This window comes from Spirochaeta lutea (assembly GCF_000758165.1).
Classification (GTDB): domain Bacteria; phylum Spirochaetota; class Spirochaetia; order DSM-27196; family Salinispiraceae; genus Spirochaeta_D; species Spirochaeta_D lutea.
Map to the genome: position 1 here is coordinate 106,332 of NZ_JNUP01000071.1, position 16,569 is coordinate 122,900.

Consider the following 16,569-nt stretch of genomic DNA (forward strand, 5'->3'; position numbering starts at 1 on the left):
ACAAATCTACGACTCCAGGCTGTTGTACACTATCCTATGAACCGTATCTTTTTATACACAATTCTGGTCCTTCTGGTGGTATCCGGAGCCTCTTTAGGCGCCGAGCCGGTGAAGGCGCTCACGGACACCCTTAATCGGGAAGTACCCCTGCTCATGGAGGAGTACCAGGTACCTGGAGTCGCCATTGCGGTAATAAGCCGGGGGGAGATCAAGAGCATCCTGTACTTTGGCAGCGCTGATCCCCTCTTGAATATGCCCATGAGTGCTGATACTCGGTTTAGAGTGGAGTCTATCTCTAAATCGGTAAGCGCCTGGGGACTCCTCTCTCTGGTTGAACGAAACAAACTCAGTCTGAACACCCCGGTAGAGGCATATCTCCGGGACTGGTCCATACCCGAGAGCCCCTACGACACCGGCAGCATCACTCTCCAGGCCCTCTTATCCAACAGTGCGGGGATGCCCCTGGGCAGCTTTGACAACGAGTACAATCCCCGGATGCCCCGCCCGGATGCGGCCCAGGTCCTTTCCCAGGAAGCGGTCTTGATGCAGCCCCCGGGCAAAGGCTTTTCCTATTCCAACACCGGTTTTAATATCCTGGAGCTGGTCGTAGAATCCCAGACGGGCAAGCCGTTTCCGGATGTTATGGCAGAGTCAATTCTGCACCCCCTGGGTATGGAAGGCGCCAGCTACCGATGGACCCAAGAACTGGACAGCACCCTTGCCCGGGGCCATGATCTGGCGGGCAACCGGGTGGATACCTACGTGTACCCTAACCTCGCCGCAGGCGGACTCTTCGCCGGGGTGGAAGACATCGCCCGGTTCGTACAGGCAGGTATGGCACCGCCCTTTCATGCCGAATTCAGCCCTCTGTCCCCGGAGATGATGTATACATCCCAAAGCCCCTGGGTCCCCATTACCAACCTCTACCGGTTGGTTGCGGATTTCTACGGTTTTGGCGTCTTCGGCGAGATCCTGGCAGATGGCAGCAGGGCAATCTGGCACGGTGGGCAGGGCCACGGGTGGATGACCCATTTCCACAGTATTCCGGAATCGGGGGACGGAATCGTCATTCTCACCAACAGCCAGCGCAGCTGGCCCACCATCTCCCGCATCCTGAATCTCTGGACCGAAACCAGCGGCCATCCACCGGTTAAAATGGGCAGAATTATCCACGGGGCTGGACTTCTAGGGGTGCTCACCTGGGTTCTGGCCATCCTGGCCTGTGTATTGATTGTGGTTGTTTTCCAGGGGATTCTAACGGGCCGGCGCTCCTTCAGACCCTGGACAGGATACAAAGCCGTTTCCCGGAGTCTGGCGGGCTTGGTGGGAGCCGCGATGCTGACCGGATTGGTCTGGGCGGCAAACCAGCCCTACCTGATGAGCACCAGTCTCTTCCCCGGAAGGGCGGAGCAGGCCGGTCTGGCCCTGGGGGCCATGGGCATCGGACTAGTGTGCTGGGCTTTGCTGCCTCCGGTTCATCCTTATACCCGAGAGGGATCCCCGTGAGGCGGGAGAAAAACAGTCTCGGGTTTTCCGATGCCCGAAACCGGTAATATAGCCAAAATTGGTTAGGGTAAAAGTGCCCTATGTTATGGAAACACCTCCGAAAGTTCGTACAATGGAATTATTAGGGGGGTGTCCATGGATAAGGCACGTTTTTTCGAATGGATAGAGCGGCACCGCCGGGTTCTCTACGCTGTATCCATTCCATGCATACTCGGACTCATGGGGCTAGTGTATCTTTTAGTATACTATACTGGGGGAGTACGCTTTGTGTACTCCCATACCATGTACATCCCCATACTGCTGTCGGGGTTTATTTTCTTGATTAAGGGCGGCCTGGCTGCAGGCATCCTGGCCGGGGTGCTTTTGGGTCCCATCATGCCCCTGAATACCCTGACCGGGGAGATGCAGGAGACGATAAACTGGGTCTACCGCCTGGTATTTTTCACCGGGATAGGGCTGTTCAGCGGGGCGGCGGGGGATTCCGCCCGGGCATTCATTCATCACTTCCGGTGGTTATCCCAGCATGATCCGGTTACCTCCCTTCCCAACCGAACCGCCCTCTTTGCCTCCCTAAAACATCGATTGGGTTCCAAACAGTCCTCCGGGGAACCGGGATTGAGCTTATTTCTCCTGGAAATCGAGAATGCCCTGGAGCTTTCGTCCTCCTTCGGCTTCGGAATAACCGACTACGCCCTGCCGGTGGTGGCCCGGAGGATGAAGTCCGGTAAAATCGCCCTAGAGGTGTACCAAACCGGATCGCGCCAGCTGGGCCTGGTAGTGCCGTGCAATCACTCTAACCATCAGAGCCCCCAGGGTGCAGCCGCCGCGATTATGGAGGAGTGCCAGGAGGCTATTCAGTACGGTAGAATTCCGGTGCACCTGGATGTGCGGTTGGGCTCGGTACCCCTGCCCCGGGAAGAAACAGATCCCCGGGTACTTCTCCAGCAGGCTGAAACTGCCCTGGCAGAGGCAGAACAACAAGAAGCAAGCCACCGGGATTATGACGCAGTAATGATTCAGGGGATTTCCGAGTCAGTGGAGCTGCTGGGAGAGCTCAAGCGGGCTGTACTGGAGGGGCAGATTGATATGCACTACCAGCCGAAGGTCGACCTTCGCTCCGGTCGGGTCTACGGGGTTGAGGCCCTCATGCGGTGGAATCACCCTGAAAAGGGAAGCATACCCCCGGGTCGCTTCATTCCCCGGGCTGAACAGAGCACCCTCATCCAGCTGATTACCGACTTCGCCCTGGAACGATCCCTGGCACAGCTGGCCGCCTGGCATAAGACCGGTATGGATCTAACCATGGCAGTCAACATCTCCACCCGGAACCTGCTACAACCGGGGTTTACCGCCATGGTGTTGTCTACCCTGGAACATCTCGGTATTTCCGGGGAATATTTAGAGCTTGAGGTGACCGAGGGTGCCCTGATGATGGATATGGAGCGGACCCTGGAGGAGCTTACCCAGCTTGCCGAGGCCAATTTGGTTATTTCCATTGATGATTTCGGTACCGGATATTCGAGCCTCCAGTATCTGCACCAGATGCCGGTGTCCCTGCTCAAGATTGATCAGTCCTTCATCCGACGGCTGCCGAAAGACAGGAGTGCGGGCCATATCCTGGATGCAGCGGTGAGCCTGGCGCATAACCTGGGCATTAAAACCATCGCCGAGGGAGTCGAAGACCGGCGGGTATTTGATTACCTTCAGACCACCGGCTGCGATATGGCTCAGGGGTTTTTAATTGCCCCGGCCATGGATGCCCCTGGTTTTATCCGGTGGTACCAGAGCTGTCAGGGCGTCTGGAAGCCTGGGGATCCGGCGAATCAACCCCAGACCTGAAATACACCCAGGGATAGACAGCCAAGGGAATGGCCGCCAGGGAGAGCATGGCCCACCCCAAACCCAGGCGGTCCGCAGCTAATCCGAAGAGAGGCGAGATTACCGCCACCAGAAGGGTTTTAAGCTGGCTTTCCCCCGAAAGCCCCGAGGCCATCACCGAGCCTTTGATCTGCTCACTGAGTACCCCGAGGGTTCCTGGGCGGCGCAAATTCTCCACTACGTAGAAGGCTATGAAGAGCACTACCGCCCCGATTTGAACCGAACCCAGCAAAAACAGGCCTATTCCGATTATGGCGAAGACACCGAACAGATAGGTGCCGTTCAGAGCGCGGTGTTTGGCATTAACGGCGGAATGAAACCGTCCCGAACGGGAACTGGCCGCACTGGAAAGCAGGTACAACAGGGAGTACATGATTCCGGTCACAACGGCCACCCTTTCGGTTTCCTGGAAACTCGCTACCAGGGGAAGCGAAAGGGCCAGGGTCTTCAAGATGGGTTGAATATAATCCTTCACAGCCTTGAAGCTGGCGTCGAACACACTGGAATTTATCAGCGTGCGCCGGATGGTACTGCTGGTAAACAGACCCAGAAAGCTGCCCAGGGTACGGGTGACCGCCCGCCACCCCCGGAGCGACTCCCGGTTTTCGCAGTCCTGGTCCTCATCACAGGAGAAGTCCAGGCTCCGCGGATAGGTCAAGATCAAGAGACCTCCCAGGATGTAGGGAATGATCGACCAGAGAAAGACTGAGCGAAAACTACCGGAAAAGAACACCAAGAAGGCGGCGATGAGGCTGGAAAGGGCGGATCCCTTTTGCGACCAGCCCCGGGTATGACCGTAGTATTCCACCCGCTGATCAGCCATACCCTGCTGTTTCAGGTACTCCATGATCATGGCCTTGTGGGTGCCCGAGCGGAAGCTTTCCCCAAGGGCAAAGAGTACCATGGCCCCCAGGTAGAAGCCGAAGCCCGGCAGGAAGTAGAAAACCAGGAAGCTCAGAATGTAGCTCCCGAAGGCCAGGACCATGGATAACCTGCGGCCCCAGCTATCCGCTAAAATGCCCGTGGGTATTTCGGTGAGGTTGGTGGCAATCTCCCGGACCGAGTAGAGGATTCCGATCTGGAAAAAGCTGATGCCCATCTCCCGGAAAAAGAGGATCAAAAAGGGATCGAAAAACTTCAGGTTTTTGAGAAACCCGTAGGCGGAGAATTTTACGTACTGGAGGTCCTTTTTCATGGATTCCGGTGTACCACGGAACCCGCCAGGGAATCCAGCCCCGGGATGAGGCGGTCGCACCACGCGTCAAATTCCGGATCGGGAACCTGGAGTTCGGGATGGGATAATACGTAGTCCAGGGTCTCTCTGACTCCCTGGTCGAAGCGGATCGTGGCAGTGAACCCCGGTACCAGACGCTTGAGTTTGGCATTGTCAAATACCACGGAGTTTGCCTTATCGCCGAGCAGACTGCCGTAAAGATCTCCGGTATCCCAGGCAGCCAGAGAGGAGCTGGCTATGTAATAGGGTTTCAACTCTACTCCCAGAGCCCGGGCGATGGACCGGTAGATCTGATTCCAGGTCAGGGTCTCATCACTGGTAATCTGCACCGCCTCTCCCAGGGCATGGATATTGCCTAACAGCCCGATAAAGCCGGGGGCGAAGTCCCTGGCGTGGGTCATGGTCCACAGGGAGCTGCCGTCGCCGTGAATGATTACGGGTTTTCCTTCCCGCATCCGCTGCACCACCTGCCAACTGCCCTGAGCACCGTGGACTCCCAGGGGCACGGACCGTTGATCGTAGGTGTGGCTGGGGCGCACAATGGTTACCGGAAAGCCTTCCCGGCGGTAGAGCTCCATGAGGTACTCCTCGCAGGCGATTTTGTTCCGGGAGTACTCCCAGTAGGGGTTGGCCAGGGGGGTGCCTTCGGTAATCCGGTAATCCGATAAGGGCTTTTGGTAGGCCGAGGCGGAACTGATAAAAAGAAACTGCTTTGTCCGTCGGGCAAACAATCGGTAGTCACGCTCGAGTTGGCTGGGGACGAAGGCAATAAAATCCGCCACCGCATCAAACTCCAGGCCCTCCAGCTTCCGGGCCATGAGGGCCTCGTCGTTCACATCGCCCTGGATAACGTGAGCCCCTCCGGGCAGTTCGCTGTTCCGGTTTCCCCGGTTTATGAGGTAGAGTTCGTGGCCCTGGGCCAAAAGCTGGCGGGAGATTTCGGTACTAATGGTTCCGGTTCCGCCGATTAGTAGGATTTTCATAGTTTCTCTGCTCCTTTCGTATGGGTCGCGTGGCATTTCCTGGTGATGCCTACCTGGGATCTCCGGTGGGGGCCTGCCCTTTCGGATGGATCCTGGGCGTGGCGTTCATCCGGACCTCCGGCACCCCCCCTTGAAGCGCCCCGGGGGATCATCAGTTAGGCAGGCCTCTAAACCCTGGCCAGCCCATGCCCCGGGAGATCCTCTGGGTTTGTCCTACGGCCGCTTCCGGACCGGGGTTTCCGGGGTTGTGCCTATTCCAAGGCCAGGGTGTAAATCCGATAGATATCCTCGGCGCCCAGTGGTACGTAGTTTCCCAGGGTTCGGGTACCGCGGTCTGTGGCTTTTTCCGCCATCTTATACAGGGATTCAGCGCCGATGTTCAATTCTTTCAGGGTTACGGGCATTCCGATGGACCGGGAAAAGGCCTTGTAGGCCTGGATACCCCGGCGGGCGGTGAGTTCCGGATTGAAGTAATCCGGTTCCACCCCCCATACCTCCACTGCCCAGCGGACAAACCGTCCCAGATTATGGTGGAGAACGTGCTGCATCCATGCGGGGAAGACGACAGCCAGTCCGGCCCCGTGGGTGACATCGTACATTCCCGAGAGCTCATGTTCAATATCGTGGCTGGCCCAGTCTCCGGTTCGGCCCACATCCAGGGCGTTATTATGGGCCATCTGGCCGGTGAGCATCAGTTCAGACCAGGCATCGTAGTTGTGAGGCTCGGCCAGCACCCGGGGCACCACGGAGATAAGGGTCTTCATGGCCGCTTCCAACAGCCGGTCGGTCAGCTCCACGGGAGCGGCGTTGGTGAAGTAACGCTCCATGAGGTGGGCCATGATGTCCGATGCCCCGGCCCCGATCTGGTATGCCGGCAGGGTAAAGCACCACTCGGGGTTTAGGATGGAAAACCGGGGATAGATCAGCTCATGGCCGAATCCGCGCTTCAGGCCGCCGTCTTCATTAGTAATAACACTGGCGTTGCTGGATTCGCTGCCGGCCGCGGGGATGGTGAGCATGGTTCCCACAGGCAGAGCCGCTGAGGGTTGGGCGGTTCCCTGGTAAAATTCCCAAACCGTATGCTCCGCCGGAACCCCCAGGGCAATGGCCTTGGCAGAATCAATGACGCTGCCGCCCCCCAGGGCGATTATACAGTCGATATTGTTCCGGCGGCAGAGTTCTATGCCCTGTTCCACCAGGGAAAGCCGGGGATTCGGTTTTACCCCACCGAGCTCAAAGACCTCCAGACCGGCGTTGCGCAGATTTTCTGCGGCCCGGTCAAAGAGCCCGTTTTCTTTTACCCGGTTGCTTCCGAAATGTACCAGGACCTTGGTTCCGTACTGGGCGGCCTGGCTCCCCAGGTGTTCTTCCATTCCTCTACCGAAGAGGATTCTGGTTGGATTATAAAAAGAAAATGTATTCATGATCCCATCCTAAACCCTGAAGTCAACTCTAGGTCAAGAACTAATTAGCCCAGGCAGAGGGCTTCGATTCTAGTGTCCCGGGAACCCGGAGGCCGTGGTGGCATCTCTGGTCCTTCCGGATTTCGAGCCCGGTAGACTCCGGGGACCACCTCCAGCAGCCCCGGGTCGCTCCATTCGTGCCAATCCCGGGGCGCAGTCTTCGTGCCAACTAAAAAGTAGTAAACCTTTCGCGATTTTCGAACCGGGCGGATAATGGCCTAGGTCAACATGCAGCGGTTCGGGACCGACGGATTCCCGGGGCTGCAAAATCTATAGGAGGTTTGTATGTCAAATACAGCGTCGCAAGCCGGAACGTTCAGGACCAACGTTCAGCGCTTTGGCCGGTTCCTCAGCGGAATGATCATGCCCAACATCGGCGCATTCATCGCCTGGGGACTCATCACCGCCCTGTTCATTCCTACAGGATGGCTGCCCAGCGAGAAACTCGCCAGCCTGGTTGGACCCATGATCACCTATCTGCTGCCACTGCTCATCGGGTACACCGGCGGTAAGATGATCTGGGGTGTCCGAGGCGGTGTGGTAGGTGCTATCGCCACCATGGGAGTCGTCGTAGGAACCAGCATTCCGATGTTCATCGGAGCTATGATCATGGGTCCCCTGGGCGGCTGGGTCATCAAGATGTCCGACAAGGCTGTTGAGGGAAAGGTTCCGGTAGGCTTCGAAATGCTGGTGGACAACTTCTCGGCAGGCATCCTGGGCATGGGTGTGGCCCTCCTGGGATTCTTCGTGATGCAGCCCATCCTGACGGTAATTATCGCAGTCCTCCAGGGCGGCGTAGACTTCATCATTACCGCGGGAATCCTGCCCTTCGTCTCCATCTTCATTGAGCCGGGGAAGGTGCTCTTCCTGAATAACGCCATCAACCATGGAATTCTTTCGCCCATGGGGATTCAACAGGTTCAGGAAACAGGAAAATCCATTCTCTTCCTCCTGGAAACCAACCCTGGACCGGGATTGGGAATCCTTCTGGCGTACTGGGCATTCTCCAGGGGCAACGTAAAGGCTTCTGCCCCCGGCGCCATCATCATCCACTTCTTCGGCGGTATCCACGAGATCTATTTCCCCTACATCCTCATGCGGCCCATCCTGATTCTGGCTGCCATTGCCGGGGGTGCATCGGGCGTTCTGACCTTTATGATTACCGGAGCCGGCGAAGTAGCCACCCCCTCACCGGGAAGTATCTTCGCTCTGTTAGCCGTTGCGCCTAAGGGCGGCATGATCCCCGTACTCCTGGGAATCCTGGTATCAGCAGCCGTTTCCTTCGTGGTTGCCATGCCCTTCGTGAAGAGATACGCAGCTCAGGATGCCGAGGCCGGAAAATTGGATGATGCCAAGGCTGCTGTTAAGTCTATGAAGCATAGCGGAACGATCACCAACATCGTATTCGCCTGCGATGCCGGTATGGGTTCCAGTGCCATGGGAGCCAACAAGCTCGGTAAACTACTGAAGGCCGAAGGGCTGGACATCAAGGTAGAACACTGCTCGGTGGACGAAATTCCAGGCTCAGCCCAGGTAGTTATCTGCCACCGGGATCTTGCCGACCGGGTCAAGCGAGCCGGAACCAAGGCCCAGGTGGTGAGTGTTACCAACCTGGTCAATGCACCTGAGTATGCCGATGTGGTTACACTGGTAAAGGAAAGCCACGCCTAGAACTCCCTATACCTCAGGGCTGGAAGCCCTAGGTCGCGGCAAAGAACAAGCCGAAAGGGCCTTCGCTGCCCCAACAGTTTGAGGGCCCTTTCGTTATCACTAGTATAGTACATGGGGACAAAAATGAGTTTTATTCAATACATAACAAGAAACAAGGCGGTCATCTGCGGGCTCAAAGCCACGGACTGGCAGGATGCCATTCTCTCCGGCGGCAAGGTGCTTCTGGATCAACAGGGGGTTACCCCCGGCTACCTCAAGACCATCGTGGACAAGTGCAAGGCTAACGGCCCCTACATTGTTATAGCCCCGGGAATCGCCATGCCCCATGCCCGCCCCGAAGAAGGGGCACGCTCCCTCTGTTACGGCATTGTAACCCTGGCTGAACCGGTGGTCTTCGGAGATCCGGATAACGATCCCATCTCCCTGCTCATATTTATGGCTGCAGCCAGCGTGCGGGAACACAACGAACAGGCGGTCAGCCAGATTGCCGACATCTGCGATGATGAGGACCTGGTGGCATCCATTATGAATGCCAAATCTGATAAGGAAATACTCGCCCTGCTGAAAGGGGCTCAGGAGAAGATATGAAAACCAAGGCAGTACGATTATACGGAAAAATGGACCTCCGTCTGGAGGAGTTTGAGCTCCCCCAGATCGCAGAGGATGAAATATTGGTACGGGTTGTCTCAGACAGTATCTGCATGAGCAGCTACAAAGCGGCCCTCCTGGGTGCGGAACACAAGCGGGTACCCGACGATGTGGCAAACAATCCCATAATCATCGGCCATGAACTCGCCGGGGAGGTTGTGGAAGTGGGATCCCAGTGGAAGGACCGATACCAGGAGGGTATGCGGTTCAGTCTGCAGCCCGCCCTGAACTACCAGGGCTCCATGAAGAGCCCCGGATACTCCTACCCCTACTGCGGGGGAGACGCAACCTACATGATCCTGCCCCGGGAGGTGATGATCATGGACTGCCTGCTGCCCTACCGGGGAGAAGGATTCTTCAAGGCCGCCCTCTCGGAACCCTACTCCTGCGTTATCGGCGCCTGCCGGTCTCTCTTCAGGACCGACCGCCACAATCACAACCATTACATGGGCATTCGGGAAGGCGGGAAGATGGCCATCATCGGCGGCTGCGGTCCCATGGGATTGGCAGCCATCGATTACGCCCTGTCCGGTGAGTTCCGGCCAAATCTGCTGGTGGTTACCGATCTGGACGATCGGCGGATTCAGCGGGCCCGGGAGCTCTTTGAGCCCAAGGCGGCTAAACAGGGAATCAGCCTGCTCTTCGTGAATACCGGGACCCTGGACACCCCCAAACAGGACCTGATGAAACTGACCGGGGGGGATGGATTCGATGATATACTGGTCATGGTTCCCTCGGCGGGGGTTCTGGAGCTCTCCGAATCCCTCCTGGGTTTTAACGGCTGTCTAAATTTCTTTGCCGGGCCCACGGATACCAGCTTCTCTGCCAGGGTAAACTACTATGACATCCATTATTTAGAGAAACACATCATCGGAACCACCGGAGGAACCGTGGACGATATGCGGGAGGCGTTAAAACTCATGGAAGAGGACAAGACCAATGTGGAGGTTCTGGTAACCCATGTGGGGGGATTGGATGCCGCCGCCCAAGCGACCCTCCACCTTCCTGAGATTCCCGGGGGTAAAAAATTAATCTATACGGGGATTCAAATGCCCCTGATCGCCCTGGAGGACCTGCCCGACCTTTCAAGCCAGTCCGACCTTTACAAGGGCTTGGCGGAAATTGTAGGAGCAAACCGGGGCCTTTGGAGTGTGGAAGCGGAAAATTACCTGCTGAAAAACGCCCCGGCCATCTAGCCGGCACCGGCATCGGAACCGAGAAGGAGTTCACACCGTGAGTCTAACCATACTTACCCTGGGCCTGAGCCCAGCCATACAAAAGACCATCGTTTTTCCAGATTTTGAGTACGGCGAGGTAAACAGGGCCCAAAGCTACATCATTGATGCTGCGGGAAAAAGCGTGAATGTGGCACGGGTCCTGCATCAGGCCGGATGTCGGGTCCAGGCCATGTTCCCCGCCGGCTCGGAGAACGCCGGGTACTTCGCCCAGCTCTGCCGCCGAGACGGACTGGAGCCCGCCATGGTGGAGTACCCCGGGCGTATCCGGACCTGCATTACCCTGGTAAACCGTAGGGACGGGGAAGGTACCGAGTTGGTGGTTAACGAGCCCGAAGGGTTTCCCGCCGAGGGGGAACAAGAATTCTTCCAGGCTGTCCTCGGGCGGCTGGACCAGGGTTTCGATGCCCTTATTGTATCCGGCAGCCGGCCGAAGGGGTTCTCCGAAACCCTGCTGCCCGAGATCATCCACCAGGCTCGAAAGCGGAATATCTTCGTCGCCGCCGATATCACCGGTACGGACCTTTCCGCCTCATGCCTGGATACCGATCTACGTCCGGACCTGATAAAGATCAATGACCGCGAACTGGCTGCCACCTTCCCGGACCGGGGCAGTCTGGAGCAAACCATCGCCGACCTGTCGGTCCAGTATAATACCCTGGTAGTTATCTCCCGGGGATCCCGGTCCACCCTGGCTGCCCAGGAGGGATCGGTGCTGGAGGTACCCAGCCGGGTGGTTCCCGCAGTGAACCCCATCGGCTGCGGAGATTCCATGACCGCCGGCATTACCCAGGGGCTCTTGGAACGGCAGGGACTGTATCCCAGCATCGAATTGGGGATCCGGTACGCCGCCGCCAACGCGGTAAGCCTGCACCCCGGATGGATCCTGGAAACAGTCGAATCACCCCAAAACAACACCACCAGTACCAAATAAAGCGAGGTAACCCATGGTACAAAACACCATAACCATAGCAAACGCCACAGGACTGCACACCCGACCCGCAAAACGGATCGTCGCCAAGGCGAAGGAATACGAATCGACCCTGACCCTGACCTTCGGAGAAAAACAGGCGGATCTTAAAAGCCTTTTAAAGGTCATGAAGCTGGGGATAACCGGCCGCAAGGAAGTAACCCTGAGCTGCCAGGGCCCGGATGAAGAAACGGCTCTGGCGGAACTAACCCACGCCCTGGAGCACCTGGAGGACTAGGCATGAGCATCGAAATACTCTCCCCGGGCATCGCCAAGGGGCATATAAAACGCCTGGCCCAGGTGGCCATGGATTTTCCCCGGACCGTTTCCAAGGACCGGGTCCAGGACGAACTGGAGCGCTTCCGCGTCGGGAGAAGCCGGGCCATGGATACCCTCCGAGGGATTATCGAGAAAACCGCCCGGGAGATTGGTCCCGAAGAGGCGGAAATTTTCGAGGGCCACCTGGAACTCATGGAGTCCGACGACCTGTCCCAGGAGGTGGAGCAGTACATCCAGGGTCAGCTCATGTCCAGCGAGGCTGCGGTGGACCGATTCGCCCAGGAAAACGCCGCGGACATGGAGGCCCTGGAGGATGAATACTTCCGCCAGCGCGGCCAGGATCTGCGGGATATCGGGGTGCAGCTGATCCGGGCCATCCAAGATTCCGATGCCGCCGGTTCTCAGGACCCGGAAACCGGCACCGCACCGAGGGAAAACGACGGCTGCTCAGGGAGCACCGAGGAGTCCCCAGGGTGCATCCTGGTGGCCGAAGAGCTTTCCCCCTCCCAGACCGCATCCTTGGATTTCTCCGCCGTCCGAGGGCTGATTTTGGCCCGGGGGGGTAAAAATTCCCACGCGGCCATCATTGCCCGGGCCCAGGAACTGCCCGCCCTGGTCGTCACCGATGTAGGGACATTCGAATCCCTCCAGGAAGGAACCCTCATATATGTAGATGCAAACCAGGGTGCCCTACTGACCCACCCGGACAAGAACCAGCAAGCCCGGTTGGACGCCCTGATTTCCCAGGAGCAGGAGCTGCGCGCCAAGGCGGCCCAGGCGGTGGAGCTTCCGAGCCGGACCGCCGACGGCCAGCACCTGGGCATATTCGCCAACGTTGGGGTGCCCGGGGACATCCGGACGGCAGGAGAGAACCGAGCCGACGGCATCGGGCTGTTCCGCACCGAGTTTCTGTTCATGCAGTCCGGCGCCGCTCCCACCCAGGCCGACCAGGCCCGGGTTTACCGCCAGGCCGTACAGACCCTGGATGGGAAGCCGGTCATCATACGCCTCCTGGATACCGGGGCCGACAAACCCCTTCCCTATTTGGAACTGCCTACCGAGGAAAATCCCTTCTTGGGAATTAGGGGGATTCGGCTGCTTCTGGATCATGAAGACTACCTGCGGACCCAGCTGCGGGCCCTCATCGAAGCCAGCGTCTCCGGCACGGTGCACGTCATGATTCCCATGGTAGCCGGATTGGAATCCATACGCCGGGTCAAGGCGCTGCTCTTCCAGGAGAAACAGGATTGGGCCGAGGACATCCGCCTGGGGGTGATGGTCGAAACGCCGGCCTCGGTGATCCTCATCGAGGATATCCTCCGGGAGGTAGATTTCATCAGCATCGGCACCAACGATCTGACCCAGTACACCCTGGCGGCCGACCGGGGAAACCCCGCCTTAGCCCGGTACTACGACGAGCTGCATCCCGCGGTGCTGCGGAGTATTGCCAAGGTTGTAACCGCCGCCCGGGCCCAGGGCAAGCTCAACGGGATCTGCGGTGAACTGGCCGGAAACCTGCTCGCCCTGCCCTTTTTTGTGGGAATCAGCGTGGGCGAACTCAGCTGTGCTCCGAAACACATCGGCGCCATGAGGCTGCTGTTGTCGGCCATTGATTCAACCCAAGCCGCCCAACTGAGCCGGCGGATCCTCGCCCTCTCCAGCCCCCAGGAGGTCCGCCAGGAACTCGAGGCCTTCAGGGAAACCGTAAGGGTACCATGAAAGACCGTCAGAAGCAGATTCTTCAGCTGCTGGTAACCAGTGAGAGCCTCCTAAAAATTGAGGACATCGCCCGGACCTTTTCCATCGGACGAAGGACGGTAAGCCGGGACCTGGATACCCTGGAACGCTGGCTGTCCCTCAGGGGAGTGGTGCTGGAGCGCAAACCCAGCCAGGGTGTCCGGATTAACAGTCTCGGAAAGGACATGCAGTCGCTTTTAAGCGATCTGCATTCCCGGGATCAGTTTATCGAGACCCTGGCAGCGCCGGTCCGCCAGAATCTGATTCTGCTCTACCTGCTCTTTGCGAACCGGGAGGTGAAGATTTCCGAGATCGCCAATACCTTCTTCGTCAGCGATACCTCGGTCTGGAAGGACCTGCACCAGATTGACCAGGATATACTCCCCCTGGACCTTCAACTGGACCGGATGAAGGGGGTGGGTATTCGCCTTTCGGGCCCCGAGCAGACCCAACGCCTGCACTTCATCCGGGTTCTAACCCGGTTGTTCTCCTCCCGGACCATCATCCCCTTCCTCTACGGACGGCCCACCGATCCCGATGCTGCCCCGGGGACCCCCGGGAGGGCTCCCGGGGGGTCTCCCGGAGGAAGCCAACCCGGGCGGACAAACCGGAACGATCCGGCAACCTCCTTTGCCGGGACTCCGGCCTCCCCCGAAGCAGGCCGGCCTGGCGGTACGGGCAAGAAGGATCCGCGGGCCTCGGTTTCCGGGGCGCAGGCCGCCTCGGATTCCGCCCCACATCCGGGGCAGGCTGGCTGGGACGCCGCCTCGGTTTCTCAGAATCCGGGAAAACCCCGCACCCTGGAGGAGGAGCGCCTAACCATGATCCTTCGGCGGATGCAGTTTCCCGAGCACCGGGATGCGGTAATGTCGCTCATTCACCGGCTGTCCGAGGCGGTGGGGTACCAGTTCACCATGTCCGGGGAGGTACTGCTCTTCTTCTATCTCCAACTGAGTTACCACCGCATCAAATCCGGCGCCCTGGTAAACCGGCTAACCCGCCGGGGACTGGTGTACCTGCATACCCCCGACCACCCCGCGGGGCACCCGGGGCTGCACCTCCTCGATCAAACCAGCCGTACCCTCCAGGAGCTCTGCACCCGGTTCTTTAACGGCCGGCTGCCCGAAGAAGAGGCTCAGCTCTTGGCCGTGATTCTGACCGTCCAGGAGGTGGGTGATTCCATCAGCGATCCGGACTTCGAAACCCTGAAACGCCAGGGAAGCCCCTGGGAAAACGCCTACGCCCTCACCCCCCCGGAGGTTCTGGCCCAGGGCCGGCGTATCGCCGAGGAATTCGGTCAGCTCGACCGCCGGCTCTACTACCTCAACGAAGAACTCATCCAGCGCTTCAGCCACAGCATGGCAGCCCTCTGCACCCGGATTACCTACGGAATCCCCTACTGGCACGGCGATTGGGGACGCCCCGGGGGAGAGCATTGGCACCGCCGGGAAAAAACCGCCGTTCTCACCCGGACCCTGCGCAGCCTCGGCATTACAGACCCCGATCCCCGGGATGTGGAGTATCTGCTCCTGCACTTCCAAGCCCTGGCAAACATGGGGCTGGAGGGCTCCAGCCTGCGTCCCCGGTGCCTGGTCTGCTGCTTCGAAGGCATCGGCCTAGCCGCCTACCTGCAGACCATCCTCTCCCAGGAGTTTCCCGAGCTGGATCTGGTTGAGTCCACGGCGGTGTATAAAATCCGCCAAAGCTATCTGGAGGACCATCACATCGACCTGGTCCTCTCCACCTTCCCCATTGAGGACATAAAAACCCCGGTCATCCCCATCGAACTGCCCCTAAACCGCCAAACCATCCAGAACCAGGTGAGCCGGGCCATCCAGGGCATGCAGACATCCCTGGGCTCCTCACCCCCACCCTCCCCGGATCAGGCCCTTCCGGCGGCCGTCCAGCACCAACCCGACTTCCAAACCATTTGGGGGTTCATCAACGGCTTCCGGGTCCTGGTTCACAGCGGCGAGACCGGAGAAGAATCCCTCCTCCACCACATCGCCAGGTCCTGTACCAGGACCCTCGGGGATTGTCTGATTCTTGAGGGTGATTTGAATGCCCGGGAGCTGCTCGGCCCCCTGCATATACCGGAACTGGATCTGAGGATATTTCACTGTAAGTCCCGGGCCGTTACCGAGCCCCAAGCCGGTATAATCACCCAGGCTCCCCAGAACCCCTGCCTCTATCTGCTCGCCCCCAATCCCTGTCCGGAGTCCCAGCGCCGCCTGCTCTCCCGGGTTACCGTATCCCTCATCGAGTCCCCGGCCTTCGCGAAAGCCATTCTCTCCGGGGAGATTCACACCATCCGCCGGGAACTATTGACCATTTACCGGGATCTTTTGTAGTTCCAGTACACGAAAAACCCCGCTGATACGTCACACTATATGATGACGATGAACCAGGAAGAACACCCACACCCTAGCGAACGCCATAAACTCGAGGCCGCCTACCGCCAGGAACATCCCCGGCTCCTGGCCCGGCTGCGGGCTACGGGGCGGAGCCTGGAAGAAGCCGAGGACCTGATTCACGATGTGTATGCCGAAACCATGGCCCGGGTGTCCCTCATCTCGAGAATTCGCAACCTCCCGGCCTGGATAAACGCCCTGCTCAAACGCCGAACCATTGATGCATGGCGGCATGACCAGGTCCGGCAACGGGCCGGACACATCGACCTGGGGGAGGAAACCATCCAAGAGATTATCGCCGGCGCCGGCCTTGATCCCATGGAGCAGTTCATCCGGGAAAACCTGGTGGATGCCCTGAACGACAGCATCGCCGCCCTACCCCCTGCCCAGCGCTGGGTCATCGAAATGCAGATGTTCCAGGGACTAACCTTCCGGGAACTCGCCGAGATGAGCGGAGAATCCATGGACACCCTCTCCGCCCGGAAGCGCTACGCCCTGGCGAACCTGTCCCGGGCGCTGCGCCACTGGATCGAGGACTGAGGGCATCGCGGAAC

The 16,569-nt window shown here is 58.7% G+C and carries 13 protein-coding genes; 10 read left to right on the top strand and 3 right to left on the bottom strand.

The genetic code is table 11. From position 1 onward, the window contains the following. Window positions 1-36 precede the first annotated feature (36 nt). Together DC28_RS13180 and DC28_RS13185 are read left to right on the top strand one after the other, a co-directional pair. Window positions 37-1,506, top strand: coding sequence for a serine hydrolase domain-containing protein (locus tag DC28_RS13180; protein ID WP_052078893.1), 1,470 nt, complete (start codon window positions 37-39; stop codon window positions 1,504-1,506). Between the two features lie 135 nt (window positions 1,507-1,641). Then, window positions 1,642-3,345, top strand: coding sequence for a putative bifunctional diguanylate cyclase/phosphodiesterase (locus tag DC28_RS13185; RefSeq protein ID WP_037549622.1), 1,704 nt, complete (start codon window positions 1,642-1,644; stop codon window positions 3,343-3,345). Here the strand turns inward: DC28_RS13185 and DC28_RS13190 are convergent. From DC28_RS13190 to DC28_RS13200, 3 genes are all read right to left on the bottom strand, one after another. Further along, window positions 3,275-4,579 (bottom strand): MFS transporter, encoded by a 1,305-nt coding sequence (locus DC28_RS13190; protein WP_081942205.1) that lies wholly within the window; start codon window positions 4,577-4,579, stop codon window positions 3,275-3,277. The genes DC28_RS13185 and DC28_RS13190 overlap by 71 nt on opposite strands. Further along, complete coding sequence (locus DC28_RS13195; RefSeq protein WP_037549624.1) at window positions 4,576-5,601, bottom strand: NAD-dependent epimerase/dehydratase family protein; 1,026 nt, start codon at window positions 5,599-5,601, stop codon at window positions 4,576-4,578. The genes DC28_RS13190 and DC28_RS13195 overlap by 4 nt, the downstream gene beginning before the upstream one ends. A 251-nt stretch (window positions 5,602-5,852) precedes the next feature. Continuing rightward, entirely contained in the window at window positions 5,853-7,025 is a 1,173-nt protein-coding gene (locus DC28_RS13200; protein ID WP_037549627.1) for an iron-containing alcohol dehydrogenase, read from the bottom strand. Between the two features lie 324 nt (window positions 7,026-7,349). On the opposite strand from DC28_RS13200, the gene DC28_RS13205 reads away from it, so the two are divergent. The 8 genes from DC28_RS13205 (at window position 7,350) to DC28_RS13240 (ending at window position 16,555) form a co-directional block, all read left to right on the top strand. Beyond that, window positions 7,350-8,735, top strand: a complete 1,386-nt coding sequence (locus DC28_RS13205; protein WP_037549631.1) for a PTS mannitol transporter subunit IICB — start codon at window positions 7,350-7,352, stop codon at window positions 8,733-8,735. A 123-nt stretch (window positions 8,736-8,858) separates the two neighbouring features. After that, the gene (locus DC28_RS13210; protein WP_037549634.1) at window positions 8,859-9,323 is read left to right on the top strand and encodes a PTS sugar transporter subunit IIA; all 465 of its coding nucleotides are present in this window, start codon (window positions 8,859-8,861) and stop codon (window positions 9,321-9,323) included. Continuing rightward, window positions 9,320-10,579, top strand: a complete 1,260-nt coding sequence (locus tag DC28_RS13215; protein ID WP_037549637.1) for a zinc-binding dehydrogenase — start codon at window positions 9,320-9,322, stop codon at window positions 10,577-10,579. The genes DC28_RS13210 and DC28_RS13215 overlap by 4 nt, the downstream gene beginning before the upstream one ends. Window positions 10,580-10,616: 37 nt before the next feature. After that, window positions 10,617-11,552: a 1-phosphofructokinase family hexose kinase gene (locus tag DC28_RS13220; protein WP_037549640.1), complete on the top strand. Its 936-nt coding sequence runs from the start codon at window positions 10,617-10,619 to the stop codon at window positions 11,550-11,552. A gap of 13 nt (window positions 11,553-11,565) precedes the next feature. Then, window positions 11,566-11,826, top strand: coding sequence for an HPr family phosphocarrier protein (locus DC28_RS13225; RefSeq protein ID WP_037549642.1), 261 nt, complete (start codon window positions 11,566-11,568; stop codon window positions 11,824-11,826). 2 nt (window positions 11,827-11,828) lie between these two features. After that, a complete protein-coding gene (ptsP, locus tag DC28_RS13230) occupies window positions 11,829-13,586 on the top strand; it encodes a phosphoenolpyruvate--protein phosphotransferase (RefSeq protein ID WP_052078894.1) in 1,758 nt (585 codons plus the stop codon). Continuing rightward, window positions 13,583-15,955, top strand: coding sequence for a BglG family transcription antiterminator (locus tag DC28_RS13235; protein ID WP_037549644.1), 2,373 nt, complete (start codon window positions 13,583-13,585; stop codon window positions 15,953-15,955). Before ptsP ends, DC28_RS13235 begins: the two co-directional genes overlap by 4 nt. Window positions 15,956-16,003: 48 nt before the next feature. Further along, entirely contained in the window at window positions 16,004-16,555 is a 552-nt protein-coding gene (locus DC28_RS13240; protein ID WP_037549647.1) for an RNA polymerase sigma factor, read from the top strand. Window positions 16,556-16,569 lie beyond the last annotated feature (14 nt).